The organism is Candidatus Alistipes pullistercoris (genome assembly GCF_027665465.1).
Classification (GTDB): Bacteria; Bacteroidota; Bacteroidia; order Bacteroidales; family Rikenellaceae; genus Alistipes_A; species Alistipes_A hominis.
The window spans coordinates 177,633-193,296 of record NZ_JAQDED010000005.1 but is presented as its reverse complement, the minus strand read 5'-3'; the positions used below and the strand labels follow the sequence as shown (position 1 = coordinate 193,296).

The window sequence follows — 15,664 nt, the reverse complement described above, 5'->3', positions numbered from 1 at the left end:
AAGTTTGTTATCTGTCGATATCGGGTACCACGTAGTCGAGCGAACCGCCGATCGCGATCAGGTCGGCGATCTTGCTGCCGCTGGCCAGGTAATCGACCACCGATACGAGCGGCAGTCCCGGCGAGCGGAACTTCATGCGGTACGGGAACTTGTCGCCCCGGCTTTCGATGTAAACGCCGAATTCTCCGCGGCTCGCCTCCACGCTGCTGAAGAACTGTCCTTCCGGCAGACGGATGATCGGCTTGGTCTTCACGGCGTAGTCGCCGGCAGGAATGTTGTCGATCAATTGTTCGAGAATATGCAGCGACTGGCGGATTTCATCGACGCGCACCAAGTAACGGTCGAACGAATCGCCGCCGGTGCGGATCACTTCGTCGAACTGCACCTTGTCGTACACGCCGTATGGTTTCAGCTTGCGCACGTCGCAGCTCCACCCCGAAGCGCGGCCCGACGGACCCGTCACGCCGTACGAAACCGCCACCTCTTTGGGCAGGATGCCGATCCCCTTCAGACGCTGCTGCGCGATCACGTTGCCGGTAAACACTTCGTCGTACTCGTCCAGCATCTTCGGCAGGTATTTTATGAAATCCTTTACCCGTTTAACAAGGTTCGGATGGATATCGGCAGCCACGCCGCCGATCATGTTGTAGTTCTGGATCAACCGGCCGCCGGTGGTCTCCTCCATCATGTCCAGCACGATCTCACGGTCGCGGAACCCGTAGAAGAACGCCGTCAGCGCACCGAGGTCCATGCACAGCGTCGACCAGAACAACAGGTGCGACGACAGACGGTTCAACTCGTCCATGATCGTGCGGATGTACTGCACCCGTTCCGGGATTTCGATCCCCATCGCCTGCTCGATGCACATGCACAGCGCATGGCGGTTCTGATGCGCGGACAGGTAGTCGAGCCGGTCGGTCAGCGCCAAAGTTTGCGGATAAGTAAGGCTCTCGCACATCTTTTCGATGCCGCGGTGAATGTAACCGCAGTGGACGTCCACCTTCTGCACCGTTTCGCCGGCCAGCGAAACCCGGAAACGCAACACGCCGTGCGTAGCCGGGTGCTGCGGCCCGATATTGACCACGTATTCGTCGTTCTCGAACAGCACGTTTTCGTGCTTTTCGACCTTGCCGTCTTTCAGCTCGTAAGCCGGAGCCGTGTCGAGCGTTTCGTCGGAATCCAGTCTGACCGGATTGACGTCCGGCGAAGCGTTGTAATCCTTGCGGAACGGATAGCCGACCCAGTCGTTGCGCAGGTACAGCCGGCGCATATCGGGGTGCCCGATAAAGCGGATGCCGAAAAAATCGTACACTTCGCGTTCGTTCAGGTTGGCCGATTCCCACAGGTCGTACACGCTCTGCAATTCCGGGTTCTCGCGGTCGGCGGTCTCCGTCCGGAGCACGATTTCGTGTCCCAATTCGGTCGAACGCAGGTGGTAAACCACGCCGAGCGTTTCGCCCCAGTCCATCCCGGTCATGCACAGCAGCAGGTCGAACCGCATCTGCGGATCGTCCCGCAGGCTTTTCGCCACGTCGCGGAATTGCCCGGCAGGCACGGTCACCGTCAACGGCTCCCCTTCCCCGAACACGAGCGACGGAGCCATAAGCGCTAACTTATCTTTGATATTATTCATGGTCTGCGGATTCTTTCTTTTCCTTTCTGTTCACCTCGCCGAAGAAATGTTCGGCCTTGACCTTACGCTGCAACTGCATCATACCGTACAGCAACGCTTCCGGACGCGGCGGGCACCCCGGCACGTACACATCGACCGGAATGATCTTGTCGACCCCTTCCAGCACGTGGTACGATCCTTTGAACGGGCCGCCGGAAATGGCGCAGGCGCCCATTGCGATCACGTATTTCGGCTCGGCCATCTGGTCGTACAGCCGTTTGAGCACCGGGGCCATCTTATGCACGATCGTGCCGGCCACGACGATCACATCGGCCTGGCGCGGACTGGCCCGAGTCACTTCGAACCCGAACCGGGCAAAGTCATAGCGCGCCGCACCGACCGCCATGAACTCGATACCGCAGCAACTGGTCGCGAACGTCAGCGGCCACAGCGAATTGGAACGCCCCCAGTTGATCAGTTGATCCAGCTTGCCGACGACGACGTTCACTCCGCCCGCTCTGAGCTGTTCAATGTACTCGTTGTCATTGAACGCGTCGTATTTCATCGACTTGATGTTGACTCCTTTTATTTCCATTCCAAAGCTCCTTTTTTCCACGCATAGGCGAGACCCAATACCAAAATCAACAAAAAGAACAGGATGTTCAGCAAGCCGTCGACACCCATTTCGCGCACGATAACGGCCCACGGGAACATGAACATCGCCTCCACGTCGAAAATCAGGAACAAAATCGCGAACAGGTAATACCCTACCCGGAACTGCATCCACGATTTACCGCGCGTCGGGATGCCGCATTCGTAGGCCTCCCCTTTTTGTTTGTTGAACGATCGCGGCGAGAGCCATTTGTCGAGACTGAGTGCCGCCACTACAAGAAATACTGCCGTAATAATAACGACCAGCAATAAAGTCAGATCCATAGTTATTTGCTTTGATAACCAAAAAGGCCTCTAAACGGTATCGGTATACTATTTACAGGCACAAATGATAAATGGATTAAAAACGATGCAAAAATAGCTGAATTTGTTTAGAGAAAAAATTATATCCCTTTTTTATTCCTAATTTTTACAAATTTTTATTAACATTCCGAAACGACCGTTCCGGACGGCCCGTACGACCGGACGCGGCGGGGAAACGCGAAAAACGAAAATCCCGTCCGGATACCCGGACGGGATTTGAGTGATTGTCACGCTAAAAATTACTGCTGAATGTACTGCGGCAACACCTCCGCCATCCGTTTGGCTTCCGCATTGTCGGGATTCAGTTCGAGAATCTTTTTCCAGTACTCGAGCGATGCCGGATAGTCCTCCAGCCCGATGTAGTGTACCCCCATGAAGCGATAAGCCTCGATCAGACCGGCCGCATTCTTCTGCGGATCTTTTTCCATAACGGCAATCGCCTGTTCGTAGAACGGCTTGGCCAGCTTCGGAGCCTGCGGATTATCGATGGCCCAGTTGGCGCGTCCGCGGAACAGGTAACCCAGATAGCTTTCCGGAGCCTTTTCCACGACATGCGCGAACAGACTGTCGGCCCCTTTCAGGTAATCGACCATACGCATCGAATCGCTTTCGGTCATAACCACTCCGTCTTCGGTCGGACGAATCGACGCGCCGGCCGTATAATAGACTTTACCGAGGTTGAAATAATCGTTCAGCTTGACGTCCTTGGCCTGATCGATATAGCGTTTGTAAGCGCCGATCGCCTTGTCGTAATCCTTCACGGCCTCGTATTCGCTACCCATCTCCTTGAGCAGTTCCACGCGCGCCGTGTCCATGTTTACCGCCTTTTCGAAAACTTCGGCGGCTTCCTTATGCAGGTCGTTCTTGGAAAGCGTCCGCGCGAAATACATATAATCCCGCGTAATCAGCTTCGAGCTGTCTTCCACCTGTCCCATCAGCGTTTTGGCAAGCTCCAGGCTCTTCGCATAGTCGCCCTTGTCGTAATTGATGTACATGTTAAGACGGCGCAGAACCGTGTTGTTCGGCTCTCGCTGCGACACCTTCGTTACCAGTTCCAAGGCTTTGTCCTGATCGCCGCTGAAGTACAGCAGCGTCGCATAACGCGCCAGATCCTTCATATCCGAAGTCTCGACGTTCACGTATTTCGAAAAAGCGTCCGCCGCTTTGGCAAACTCTTCGTTCTTGTAATATACGTCGGCCAACTCCCCGTAGGCGACCGTATATTCCGGATCCATCTCGATCAGCTTGTTCAGCATATCGATCGCATACTGCGGATTGGAACGGCTGTAAATCTTGGCGTATTTGAAATAAGCCTCCTTGCATTTGTTATCGAAATAGATAGCCTGCTCGTAGCGGCTCGCCGCATCGCCGTACTGCTTTTTAGCGGCCAGGATGTCTCCTTCGAGAATGAAAACATCCGGAGATTTCGGAGCGACGGCGCGCGCCTGCTCCATGTATTCCATCGCCTTGGCGGTCGAAACCGGCAGATAAGCCCTTGCAATCGCAATGTAAACGGCGGGATTCTTCTTATTCTTACCGGTCAGAAAACCGCTGAAAGCCTTGTCGGCGTTCGGGTTGTTCGCCAGGTCGAGTTTCAGTTCGCCGATCGAATTCAATACGTAATCGGGATCGGCCACGATCCCTTCCTTATAGTAATAAGCCGCCGAATCCTTCATGTTCTGGGCCGAATAGAGCTCGCCCAGGTAATAGCACACTTCGGCCTTGTCCGTCTTTCCGCTCTGCAGATTCGCCAACAACTCCTTTTTGGCTTCGCCGTACATGCCTACCTTGTAGTAATCGATCGCTTTTCCATTATCTTCTGCGAAAAGCGAAGTCGCCCCCATCATCAAAGCGAGGGTCAAAACACTAATTTTAGAACCCATTTTTAATCAGTTAGTTAAGCTATTTTTAATTACAAATTTTCGCGTACATTTACGATCCGCACATTTTGCGTCGCAGGTACGATGCCGGAACGGAGAATGATCCGCTGGCCGCGATCGGACGCCATGAACGTGGCGAATCCCGACGCCAACCCGCTGCGCGGATCGGTCAGCAGTACGTACATATTCCGAACCAGCGGATACTGTCCCAATGCGATATAGGCCTGAAAAGGCTTGTAACTGTTTTCTCGCGTCGCTTTGGTTTCGCGGCTGACGCTCATCACCGTCACCAGCTCCGAGAACGTCATCCGGGTCGAATCGCTCTTGTTGCCCACCCACGTAACGCCGATCACGCCGATCGCGCCAGGCGTTTTCGACACGTAATCGATCACGGCCGCATTGTCGTGCTGGGCGCTCAGGTTGCCTGCCAGCGAATCGCCGCGGCAGATCGAATCGATCGCAAAACGTACCGTACTCGAATTCTGGTTGTCGAAAACCAATTGCAGGTCGCCGAGCTTGGAACCGGGATTCAACTGATTCCACCGGGTAATCCGTCCGGTCAGAATCTCCCGCAGGTCGGGAATCGAGATCATCGAATCCGCATTCTGCTTATTGACGATCAGCGCGATGCCGTCCGTAGCGATCTTGATCTCCTTCGGGAACAGTTTTTTCTGGGCGAGCCCTTCCTTTTCGGCCTCGGTCAGTTGACGCGACGCGACCGCCAGGCGCACGCTGTCTTTCAGCAACAGGTTGATCGCGTCCACCTCGCTGGCATAAATCGGCATGATTCCGGCCTGTACGTAAATACTCTCGAACACGTCGATCTCCTGCTGCACGATGTCCCGGAAACTTTCGTCGGCGCTGATCTGTATCACTCCGGAAGTAGCCGTATCCGTATGTTTGTCTTTCGCTTTATTTCCCCAGCAAGAGGTAAAAATCCACGCAGCCGCAATTGCCACCGAAACGATCCCTAAAAACTTACCTGCCTTTGACATAATTCATTCGATATTACCGGTCCTTGATCTGCCGGTATGCTCTGAAAATACCGTACAGAAAAAAGAGCGCTCCCATCCCGTAACGCAGCGGAGCCGATATGCGTTCTACAAATATAGGCGAAAATATCATAATATACGCCATACCGACGTAAAATATTATCATGAACAACCCGAAAACGTAATAAATTTTACTCATGCCGCCGGGCTTGCGTTCTTCATCATTTTGTTTTTTCATACGACATATTTTGATATCAAAAACCGGACCTGCCTTAAAAAACAAAAACCCTGTTTAAATTGAAATTTAAGCAGGGTTTTTGATAAATAAAGATGATTACTGCTGTCCCAGCACGAACGTAACCGGAAGCGTGTAGTACACCGCTACGGCGTTTCCGTTCTGCTTACCGGGAACCCATGCGGGCATGGATTTCACCACGCGAACCGCTTCCTCGTCGAGCGCGCGGTCTACGGGGCCGAGTACTTCGACGTTCTCGATCTTACCGCTTTTCGATACGACGAAACGCAGTACGACCCTTCCCGAAACGCCGTTTTCGGCGGCAATCGTCGGATACCTCAGGTTATCTTTCAGGTACTTGTTCAGCGCCTGCATACCGCCGGGGAACGAAGGCATCTGCTCGACCGTCTGGAATACGGTCTCCTGCACTTCTTCCTGCGGCGTGTCGATCGCGATCTCCTTCAAGTCCTGGATGTCCGTACCGAACAGGTCGTCGTTACCCTTCACGTCGGCCACGGAAACCGCAACTTTCGCACTGATAATTTCTTCCTGCGTCTTCACGTCCTCCCGATCCGCTTCCTCGTCTTTCACGATCTTCGGAGCGGTAAACTTGATAGAGCTCTTCAACGGCGGTGGGGGCGGAGCGTCCACCTTCTTGATCACATCGTTATTCTTCACTTCCGGGGGCGGCAGTTTGGTCAACTGCGTCACTTCGGTCATTTTGACTTCTTCCTGTTTTTTCGGAGCAATGTAGCGGAACAGCGCGGGCAGCGTGATAATCAGCACGACCAGGATCGCTACGATAATCATTGCCTTGTTATGACGGGACGTCGACTCCTGACGCATCTGGAATGCGCCGAATTCGGTATTTTTCCCGTCGAAAACTAATTCGCACCATTGCTTCGAATTCAAATCCAAATCACTCATTTTTTTTCGATTTAATGTGTACTATTAGTTTTGCGCCATTTCACTGTTCTTGCCGAGATCGCCGGCCGATTTCAGGTTCTTGATCAGCCACAGGTCGCCTTCGGCTATCGGCACGATAGCGTAACGGCTGATGTTGCAGATCTGCATTTCGTCCAGCGCGTCGATCAGGTTTTTATAGGTCGACTCGTCGGTTCCCTTGATCGAAACGACGGGAGCGTTCTCGTCTTTCTTGATCTCGGTGGACTGCGTCTTGAACTCCTCTTCGGTGATCTCTCCGTCCAGCTTCTTTTTCTTCAATTCGTTGATCCGTGCCACGACGTTGGCATTACGCGCCAGCAGAACCGCACGCAGGCCGTCCGGAGTGTAAGTCGTCTCCTTGAGCGACGTATAGTCCTGATAATTAGGTTCTCCCAGGTAATAATAAACCTTGTCGTCTTCTCCCAAAAGGAGCGTAATGGCACGGGATGCCGCCACTTTCGTCTGCATATCTTCCTGCGTATCTTTGGTCGGCATACTAATTTCCATCGTCTGAGGCTTGCTCAACGAGGTACAAAGCATAAAGAACGTAATGAGCAACATGTTCATATCCACCATCGGGGTAAAATCGACCCGGATGGTCATCTTTTTCTGTTTGCCCTTACCCTCCTTACCTTTGCCGCTGTTGTTTTCTTGTATTTCAGCCATAATATTTAAATCTTATGCGACGGCATTAATTGTCTGTACTGACCACTTTCAACGTGGTGATCAGGTTGTACCGGTTTTCCCGGATATCCTGAAGCGACGTCATAATGGTATTGATGATAGGATAAGGCGTAGCCTGATCCGCCTTGATGGCGATCCGCAGATCCCTGTTCTGTAACCGGGCATTCTTGACCCACGACTTCAACTGATTGTCGGTGCTGTCGGTCGGAATCCCGTAGTCTTTCAAAATCTTGTCCTGCTCGTCTTCGGGCAGCGCCAAGAAAGACCTCATCTGACCGATGGGCACCCCGAACGACGGAGCCAACCTGAATTTGTTGACTTCTTCGGGCGTGAACGTGATCCCGTACTCTTCGCCCATTTTCTCCAGAACCGCCACGCGGTCTTCCTGCTTGTCCATGCTCATGAACACCTTGCCGTCGTTATCCACCAAAATCTGGAGAATATCGGTTTCGGGTATCTTGATCTCCATCACGGAAGCCGGGGTCGAAACCTGTATCGGCTCCTTCTGGATGAAAGTGGACGTAAGCATAAAGAAAGTAAGCAAGAGCACCGTCACATCGCTCATCGCGGTCATGTCGATGAATGTACTCTGTTTTTTTACTTTTACTCTAGCCATAACGAGAAGTAATTTTTTTTTAAAAGTTAGGCTTTATGCGTTGCAGCATAAGTCTGAACAATGGTAAACCCTACTTCGTCGATGCTATAGGTGAGTTTGTCGATTTTGCTGGTGAAGAAGTTGTAAGAGATAACGGCCAGAGCACCGGTTGCGATACCGAAGGCGGTGTTGATAAGGGCCTCGGAAATACCGGCGGACAGCGCTACGGAGTCCGGAGAACCGGCGGTTGCCAGTGCGGCGAACGACTTGATCATACCGATAACGGTTCCGAGCAGACCGATCAGGGTACCCAGCGTGGTCATGGTCGCGATAACCACCAGATTCTGTTGCAGCGACGGCATTTCCAATGCGGTAGCTTCGTCGAGCTCTTTCTGGATGTTCATCAGTTTCTGCTCTTTGGCCAGCGTGGTGTCTTTTTCCATCTCTTCGTACTTGGTCAGCGTAGAGTAAACGACGCTTGCAACGCAACCTTTCTGCTTCACGCAAAGTTCGCGGGCTTTAGCGGTATCGTTCTTGTCGAGAGCTTCCTTCACGTTCTTGACGAATTTGGTGACGTTGCCTTTTCCTTTGGCCTTGGTGATGGCGAACGCGCGTTCGATACTGAGCACGATCACGGTCAAAAACAACGTCTGGAGAACCGGCACGATCACGCCCCCTTTATAAATGGTACCCTTGAAGTTACCCGGCAGCGGGTGGTTGTTCGGGTCGTTATTCATAAAGTTCGCGGGATCACCCAGTACGAAGTGAAACACGCATACAGCTAAAATAAAGCAACATACAATAACCAGGAATGCTGATTTAATGCCTTTTGCCGTTTTAAAATTTACTGCCTTGGCTTCCATAATGAATAAAGTTTTGAGTTTTGTTGTTAAAATTTAGTTTTATGTTAAAATTAGTTGAAAATTTCACCCCCTCGCCGACCGGTACGTTCTCGCGATTCAACACAAATGATGGCAACATGCTTCCGCTCTCCAATTCCGCCGCTTCCAGCCCCGCACATTGTCATCACTCTAAAATCCCGCAACCCCGTTTTTCATGGTCAAGTACCTGCGCCTGTATTGCTTTCGTTAAAAAAACTTACGATTCCCTTTCCGCACCATACCTGTTTTCATCCTTTCAATAACGTTTAACGCGCTGTCGGCTCGTCGGAAACCGCACGAAACGCATGAAATTTTGAATCATCACAACTTCAAAAGTACTAAAATTTTCAAACTACACAAAAAAAGATATCTTATTTTACAAAGCCCTGACGCTGACACAAAACGGCCGTTCCTCTCCAAACGGAGCATAAGATACTACAAATAAGAACGATAAACACTTCCGTCCCATACCTTCCGAAGTGCTTCCGTAATAGAAAATTTACAATTACCCGTACCGCCGCCACAGGTTCCGGCATATTATCCGAACGAAAAATACCGTCGAAATATTTCGGATATTCGGTGAAATTTATACGGCGCGACGAGTCGCCGTCGCCGGTCGCCGTGCAACGGCCGGCATGAGGAGTTTCGTACCCCGGACGCTCGGAAAGCGCCGGCTTTCCGAAAAATCCGGTCGCCGCCATTTAAAAAAAATTTGTATCTTGGGTGCTGTTTTCCATAATCATCCGAAGAATATGACCGATCTTTCACACTATTACGACCTCTTTCTGGCAGGGATGACGGCGCTGGCCGTCGTGGTTTTCATCGCGCTGTTTTTCGTCCGGGCCGGGTACGGCATGTTGCGCGACGGGAAATGGGGTCCGAAAATCGACAACCGGCTCGGCTGGATCGCGATGGAAGCCCCTGTTTTCATCGCCATGTGTATCCTCTGCCTCTGCTCCCCGCGCCGCGGCGATGCGGTATGTCTGGTCTTTTTCGGGCTGTTCCAGCTCCACTACCTGAACCGGGCGTTCGTCTACCCGCTGTTGTTGAAAGGGCGTAGCACGATGCCGCTCGGGATCGTACTGATGGGCGTGACGTTCAACGTGCTGAACGCTCTGATGCAGGGCGGCTGGATCTTTTACATAGCTCCGGAAGGCTACTACACGCCGCAATGGCTGCTGTCGCCGCAGTTCATCGTCGGCACGCTGATCTTTTTCGCAGGAATGGCCGTCAACATCCACTCCGACCGGATCATCCGCCGCCTGCGCAAGCCGGGCGACCGCAACCACTACCTGCCGCAGGGCGGCATGTTCCGTTACGTAACCTCGGCCAACTATTTCGGCGAGATCGTCGAATGGATCGGATTCGCCGTGCTGACCTGGTCGGCCGCCGGAGCGGTATTCGCGATCTGGACGTTCGCGAACCTCGTACCGCGCGCCGACGCCATCTACAAACGTTACAACGAACTATTCGGCGAACAACTGCGCACGCAGCGCCGCAAACGGATTATCCCTTATATTTATTAGCACAACGAAATGAAAGAATCGCTGTTGTTCACTCCGTGCAAAATCGGACCGCTGACCCTCCGCAACCGCACGATTCGCGCCGCCGCCTTCGAAGGCATGTGCGCGGGCAACTCGCCGACCGACCTGCTGTACGACTACCACCGCAGCGTCGCGCGCGGCGGCATCGGAATGACGACGTTGGCCTATGCTTCGGTAACGCGCAACGGTCTGTCGTTTCCGCATCAGTTGTGGCTGCGTCCGGAGATCGTGCCGGGTCTGCGCCGGATCACCGACGCCATCCACGCCGAAGGCGCCGCCGCCGGAATCCAGATCGGACACTGCGGCAACATGTCGCACCGGGGCATCTGCGGCTGCACGCCGCTGTCCGCTTCGTCCGGATTCAACATCTACTCCCCCACCTTCGTGCGGGGGCTGCGCAAAAACGAAATCCCCGGAATAGCTAAAGCGTTCGGCACGGCCGTGAAACTGGCCCGCGAAGCCGGATTCGACGCCGTCGAAGTACACGCCGGACACGGCTACCTGATCAGCCAATTCCTGTCGCCGTACACGAACCGGCGGCGCGACGAATACGGCGGATCGCTCGAAAACCGGATGCGCTTCATGAAAATATGTATGCAGGAGGCGATGGAAGCTGCCGGCAGCGATATGGCGGTGCTGGTCAAGACCAACATGCGCGACGGCTTCCGCGGCGGGCTCGAAATCGACGACTGCATCGAAGTGGCGCGCAACCTCGAAGCGTGCGGGGCGCATGCGCTGGTGCTGAGCGGCGGATTCGTCAGCCGCGCGCCGATGTACGTGATGCGCGGACAGATGCCGATCCGCACGCTGACCTACTACATGAAACAGTTGTGGCTCAAAGCGGGCGTCAAAATGGCCGGACGCTGGATGATCCCGTCGGTACCGTTCCGCGAAGCTTATTTTTACGAGGATGCGCTGCAATTCCGCAAAGCGCTGAAACTGCCGCTGGTCTATGTCGGCGGCCTCGTGTCGCGTGAAAAGATCGACATGGTGCTCGACAGCGGATTCGAATGCGTGGCGATGGCTCGCGCGCTGATCAACGAACCGGATTTCGTCAATCGGATGAAAGAGCGGGGCGAGTTGCGCTGCGGTTGCGAGCACACGAACTACTGCATCGCCCGGATGTACTCGGTCGAAATGGCCTGCCACCGACACCTGCAAGGGCTGCCGAAATGCCTGCAACACGAAATCGAACGAATCACCGCACGACGATGAACGCACAGCAACGCCCGACGCCCCTGGCCCTGGTCACCGGGGCGAGTTCCGGAATCGGCTACCAATACGCCCGGCTGCTCGCCGAAAAAGGCTACGACCTGCTGCTCGTAAGCAACGAGGAGCTACGGATCGCCGAAGTGGCGCGGGAACTCCGTCGGCAGTTCGGGGTACGGGCCGACGGGCTTTGCCGCGACCTGTCGCTCGCGGACGCCGCCGACTCGCTTTTCGAATACACCCGGCAGCAGGGGTTCGAAGTGGAGGTACTGGTCAACAACGCCGGCGTATTCTTTTTCGACGATCTGACCGAAACGGACAGCCGCCGGATCGAACGGATGATCGGCCTGCACGTACAAACCGTAACGATGCTTTGCCGCTATTTCGGCGCGGCGATGAAAGCGCGCGGCAAAGGCTACATACTGAACATGTCGTCGATGTCGGCCGGTATGCCGTTCCCGGGCATTTCGGTCTATGCGGCGACCAAAAGCTACCTGAAACAATTTTCAAAAGCGATTCATAACGAACTCTACGATTACGGCGTACGCGTGACGGCGGTTTGTCCGGGCGCGGTAGCCACCGACCTCTACAACCTCAGCGGGCATTATCAGCGGCTCGGACTGCGGCTCGGCATCCTGATGCGGCCCGAACGGCTGGCCCGCAAAGGATTGCGCGCGCTGTTCGCCGGACGCCGGTGTGTCACGCCGGGCGCGGTCAACCACCTGTTCATGCCGCTCGCGGCGCTCGTTCCGTCGCGGCTGATCCGGCTGATCAAACGTCGTGCAAAATTTTACCGCTATGGAAGATAAGCCGTTACACATCGTCACCGGAGCCAGCGGCGGCATCGGCCAGGCGTTGACCGAACGACTCGCAAAGCAGGGATACCGCGTACTGATGGCCTGCCGCAATCCGGAAAAATCGGAACCGATCCTCACGCGCATCCGCAAGCGGAGCGGCAACCCGGAAATCTCGCTGCTGCCGCTGGATCTGGGCTCGCTGGATTCGATCGCCCGCTTCGCCGCAGAACTGAAAGCGCGGGGACAAAGAATCGACGTCCTGCTGAACAACGCCGGAACGATGAACGGCACGTTCGGTCTGACGGCCGACGGCTTCGAACAAACCGTCGGCGTCAACTGCGTCGGAACGGCCGCGCTGACGCTCGCCCTGCTGCCGCTGATGCACCCCGGCAGCCGCATCGTAAATACGCTGTCGTGCACCTACCGGATCGGCCGAGTCGACGACCGACTGCTCGAACCCGATCCGGAGCGTTACGCTCGTTTCCGAGCTTACGGCACTTCGAAACTGGCCCTGCTGCTGTTCTCGCTCGAATTGCGCGAGCGGGTCGCCCGCCAGGGCATCGGCGTTTTCGCAGCCGATCCGGGCATCGTCGACACAAACATGATTACGATGCACCGCTGGTTCGACCCGATCGCCGACCTGCTGTTCCGTCCGCTGATCAAGACGCCCGAACAAGGCGCCGAAACGGCTCTGCAACTGGCCTGCGGAAAGCTCCCGGTCAGCGGAAACGGCCTCTACTGGCGGAACGGCAAGGCACGCCGGATTTCGGATTCGGTCGTGAATCACCCCTGTCGGAAACATCTCTGGAAACAGATTTTGCAACTGACGACACGAGCGATTCCCGAAACAGAAACTTATTTTCGATCTTTAAAATACTAAAATCAATCGAATATGACTCTTTCATCGCTATGGATGTCGGCGCAAACGATCGTGGCCGACTCGACGCACAAAGAAAAAATCGCGGAAAAACTGACCGCCCTGTCCCACATGTCGGGAGAAGAAGTCATTAGCATGATCATCCGGGGCGCCCTCGACATCTCGGCCCGTATCCTGATCGCCCTGGTCATCCTGGCGATCGGCCGCTGGATCATCCGCTACCTGAAAAACATCCTGCGCAAAATGCTGACCAAACGAGAGGTAGACGCTTCGCTCAAAAGTTTCCTGATGAGCCTGGTGAGCATCTCGCTGACGCTGTTTCTGATTATCACGATCATCAGCATCCTCGGTATCGACACCACGTCGTTCGTCGCGATCTTCGCATCGGCCGGTCTGGCGATCGGCATGGCGTTGAGCGGTACGTTGCAGAACTTCGCAGGAGGCGTTATGATCCTTATATTCAAGCCATTCCATGTAGGTGACTTCATCGAAGCGCAGGGACAGACCGGCACGGTCAAAGAGATCCAACTATTCAACACGATCATCAACACGCCGGACAACAAAACGATCATGATTCCGAACGGCGGCATATCGACCGGCATTATCAACAACTATTCGAAGGAGAACCGGCGGCGCGTGGAGTGGACGTTCGGCATCGGTTACGGCGACGACTACGACAAGGCGAAAGCCACGATCGCCGAGTTGCTCGAACAGGACGACCGGATACTTCCCGAACCGGCCCATTTCATCGCGCTGTCGAGCCTCGGCGACAGTTCGGTTAACATCGTCGTACGCGTATGGACCAGCACCGACAATTTCTGGAGCGTCTTTTTCGACATGAACGAAAAAGTATACAAGCGCTTCGCCGAAGTCGGGCTGAACATTCCGTTCCCGCAGATGGACGTACACCTGCATCAGAAAAGTTAATCAACATATTATTAAATCGTTATGCTAAAAAAAATGGTCGATATTGCTATTGCTCGTTGCAATAATGACCGGTTGCAAAAATTCCAAGGAATTCCGACAAATCAAAAGTTTTTCGGAATTTCCTTTAACTGATTCGATTCGACTGACCTCTTTGCAAATAGCCGATTCGTTAAGTTATCCCACACGCATCTACGATTACGATTCGCTGTTCGCATTCAAGGATCTGAGCAGGGAAAACCAAGTTATCCTTTTTTCAAAGAAAACAGGGCGACAGCAAACCATCGTCGCAAAAGGCCGGGGACCTTATGAACTATTGGGAGCTTGGTCATTATCAGCTCCGGATTCGTCAGGCAATTTTTATATTCACGACGTGGTTACCTCTGAAATCATGCGGGTCAATTTGCCCGAAGCTTTACAACAAGCAACCGGTTACGCACAAAAAATGCAGTTAAGGGAAGATCTGCTACCGATGGAATGCATCGCTCGAACGGAAGACTCTTTGTTTGTCGGCACGGGTCGTTTCGAAGATTGCCGGGTAATCAAATTCAACCAAAAGGGAGAAATCAAAGCGAAAATAGGCTGTTCTCCGCAAATATCTTCTGCCCGAACAGCCAACCCGCAGGTTAATCAGGCTTATATAGGCGTCGTCAAGGCAAGTCCCAACAACCGGTCGTATGCAATTGCATGTAGATATGCCGATCAAATAGAGGTTTTTCATTCAAATGATACGACTCAGGCTTTTTTTATCAAAGGACCCATGCTTTTCGAACCTAAAACAAAAATTGTCAAAGGGAATGTCGGACTGGAAGCCGAATGTATGTACGGTTATGTAGATCTTGCCGTTACGGATCAATGGATCATCGGATTGTTTTCCGGACGCACCTTATCGGAAAAGCGAGCCAACCAAGGAAATGCACTGCATATTTTTACATGGGACGGCACACCGGTAGCACGTTATTTTATGGATCAAGATTGCATTTCGATCGACATGGCAAATGACAGCACATTATACGCACTTTCTATTGCTCCGCAACCGGAAGTTTTTTCTTACAAAATGACTGACAAGTGAAATGGATCTTAGCCATTTGCCTCTTAAGTTACTTGAATAGTTGTGCAAAAGGAACCGAATTGATAGCTCCTGCCGATGAATCATGTTGTCTGATGAGTGTCATATACGATACGGTACATCAAGGAAATATCATATGCGACAGTACTTCATATTTATTTGCATGTTATAATTTCGACTGTTCCTCCTGCATTGCAGCAATGGAAGAAACGGAGAAATTTCTGAAATCATACTCTAACGTGTGCTATATCGTTTATTCTCAAGATTCCATTACGTTATCATACTATATTCAAAAAATAGCGCCTCGCGCCACCGTTTTATATGACAAAAACAATGCTTTTTTCATAGCCAACAGACACCGGTATAATCTCGCCAGAGATTTTCCGGTTTTTATCATAAAAAAAGGACATTTGATTTATGCGAATAATCCTTTAAAAAACGGATT

General features: G+C 53.1%; 16 protein-coding genes. 6 read left to right on the top strand and 10 right to left on the bottom strand.

The annotated features are described in order from the left end of the window. Positions 1-7: 7 nt before the first annotated feature. The 10 genes from PGR91_RS09040 to PGR91_RS08995 form a co-directional block, all read right to left on the bottom strand. The gene (locus PGR91_RS09040) at positions 8-1,633 is read right to left on the bottom strand and encodes an NADH-quinone oxidoreductase subunit D (RefSeq protein ID WP_055204807.1); all 1,626 of its coding nucleotides are present in this window, start codon (positions 1,631-1,633) and stop codon (positions 8-10) included. Then, entirely contained in the window at positions 1,626-2,207 is a 582-nt protein-coding gene (locus PGR91_RS09035; protein WP_055204806.1) for an NADH-quinone oxidoreductase subunit B, read from the bottom strand. The genes PGR91_RS09040 and PGR91_RS09035 overlap by 8 nt, the downstream gene beginning before the upstream one ends. Further along, complete coding sequence (locus PGR91_RS09030) at positions 2,198-2,548, bottom strand: NADH-quinone oxidoreductase subunit A (protein WP_055204804.1); 351 nt, start codon at positions 2,546-2,548, stop codon at positions 2,198-2,200. Before PGR91_RS09030 ends, PGR91_RS09035 begins: the two co-directional genes overlap by 10 nt. Positions 2,549-2,826: 278 nt before the next feature. After that, a complete protein-coding gene (locus tag PGR91_RS09025; protein WP_145996541.1) occupies positions 2,827-4,470 on the bottom strand; it encodes a tetratricopeptide repeat protein in 1,644 nt (547 codons plus the stop codon). A 29-nt stretch (positions 4,471-4,499) separates the two neighbouring features. Continuing rightward, complete coding sequence (locus PGR91_RS09020) at positions 4,500-5,462, bottom strand: PstS family phosphate ABC transporter substrate-binding protein (protein WP_055204799.1); 963 nt, start codon at positions 5,460-5,462, stop codon at positions 4,500-4,502. A 13-nt stretch (positions 5,463-5,475) separates the two neighbouring features. Continuing rightward, positions 5,476-5,697: a hypothetical protein gene (locus PGR91_RS09015; protein ID WP_228385796.1), complete on the bottom strand. Its 222-nt coding sequence runs from the start codon at positions 5,695-5,697 to the stop codon at positions 5,476-5,478. Between the two features lie 96 nt (positions 5,698-5,793). Next, complete coding sequence (locus PGR91_RS09010; RefSeq protein WP_118655862.1) at positions 5,794-6,621, bottom strand: energy transducer TonB; 828 nt, start codon at positions 6,619-6,621, stop codon at positions 5,794-5,796. Positions 6,622-6,645: 24 nt separating this feature from the next. After that, positions 6,646-7,305 (bottom strand): ExbD/TolR family protein, encoded by a 660-nt coding sequence (locus PGR91_RS09005; protein WP_101572576.1) that lies wholly within the window; start codon positions 7,303-7,305, stop codon positions 6,646-6,648. A gap of 25 nt (positions 7,306-7,330) precedes the next feature. Continuing rightward, on the bottom strand, positions 7,331-7,939 hold the full coding sequence (locus PGR91_RS09000) for an ExbD/TolR family protein (RefSeq protein ID WP_118655860.1): 609 nt from the start codon (positions 7,937-7,939) through the stop codon (positions 7,331-7,333). A 26-nt stretch (positions 7,940-7,965) separates the two neighbouring features. Further along, a complete protein-coding gene (locus PGR91_RS08995) occupies positions 7,966-8,781 on the bottom strand; it encodes a MotA/TolQ/ExbB proton channel family protein (protein WP_055204790.1) in 816 nt (271 codons plus the stop codon). 812 nt (positions 8,782-9,593) lie between these two features. On the opposite strand from PGR91_RS08995, the gene PGR91_RS08990 reads away from it, so the two are divergent. Genes PGR91_RS08990 through PGR91_RS08965 form a run of 6 tightly spaced genes read left to right on the top strand, consistent with a single transcriptional unit; the run spans position 9,594 to position 15,222 of the window. Next, positions 9,594-10,325: a DUF1295 domain-containing protein gene (locus PGR91_RS08990; RefSeq protein WP_055205139.1), complete on the top strand. Its 732-nt coding sequence runs from the start codon at positions 9,594-9,596 to the stop codon at positions 10,323-10,325. A 9-nt stretch (positions 10,326-10,334) separates the two neighbouring features. Then, a complete protein-coding gene (locus PGR91_RS08985; RefSeq protein WP_118655858.1) occupies positions 10,335-11,558 on the top strand; it encodes an NADH:flavin oxidoreductase in 1,224 nt (407 codons plus the stop codon). Then, a complete protein-coding gene (locus PGR91_RS08980) occupies positions 11,555-12,361 on the top strand; it encodes an SDR family NAD(P)-dependent oxidoreductase (protein ID WP_101572574.1) in 807 nt (268 codons plus the stop codon). The genes PGR91_RS08985 and PGR91_RS08980 overlap by 4 nt, the downstream gene beginning before the upstream one ends. Then, a complete protein-coding gene (locus PGR91_RS08975; RefSeq protein ID WP_118655856.1) occupies positions 12,351-13,229 on the top strand; it encodes an SDR family NAD(P)-dependent oxidoreductase in 879 nt (292 codons plus the stop codon). Before PGR91_RS08980 ends, PGR91_RS08975 begins: the two co-directional genes overlap by 11 nt. 12 nt (positions 13,230-13,241) lie before the next feature. Next, a complete protein-coding gene (locus tag PGR91_RS08970) occupies positions 13,242-14,153 on the top strand; it encodes a mechanosensitive ion channel family protein (RefSeq protein ID WP_081032590.1) in 912 nt (303 codons plus the stop codon). A 43-nt stretch (positions 14,154-14,196) separates the two neighbouring features. After that, positions 14,197-15,222 carry a BF3164 family lipoprotein gene (locus PGR91_RS08965; protein WP_147387367.1) on the top strand — a complete coding sequence of 342 codons (1,026 nt, stop codon included), beginning with the start codon at positions 14,197-14,199 and terminating at the stop codon, positions 15,220-15,222. Positions 15,223-15,664 lie beyond the last annotated feature (442 nt).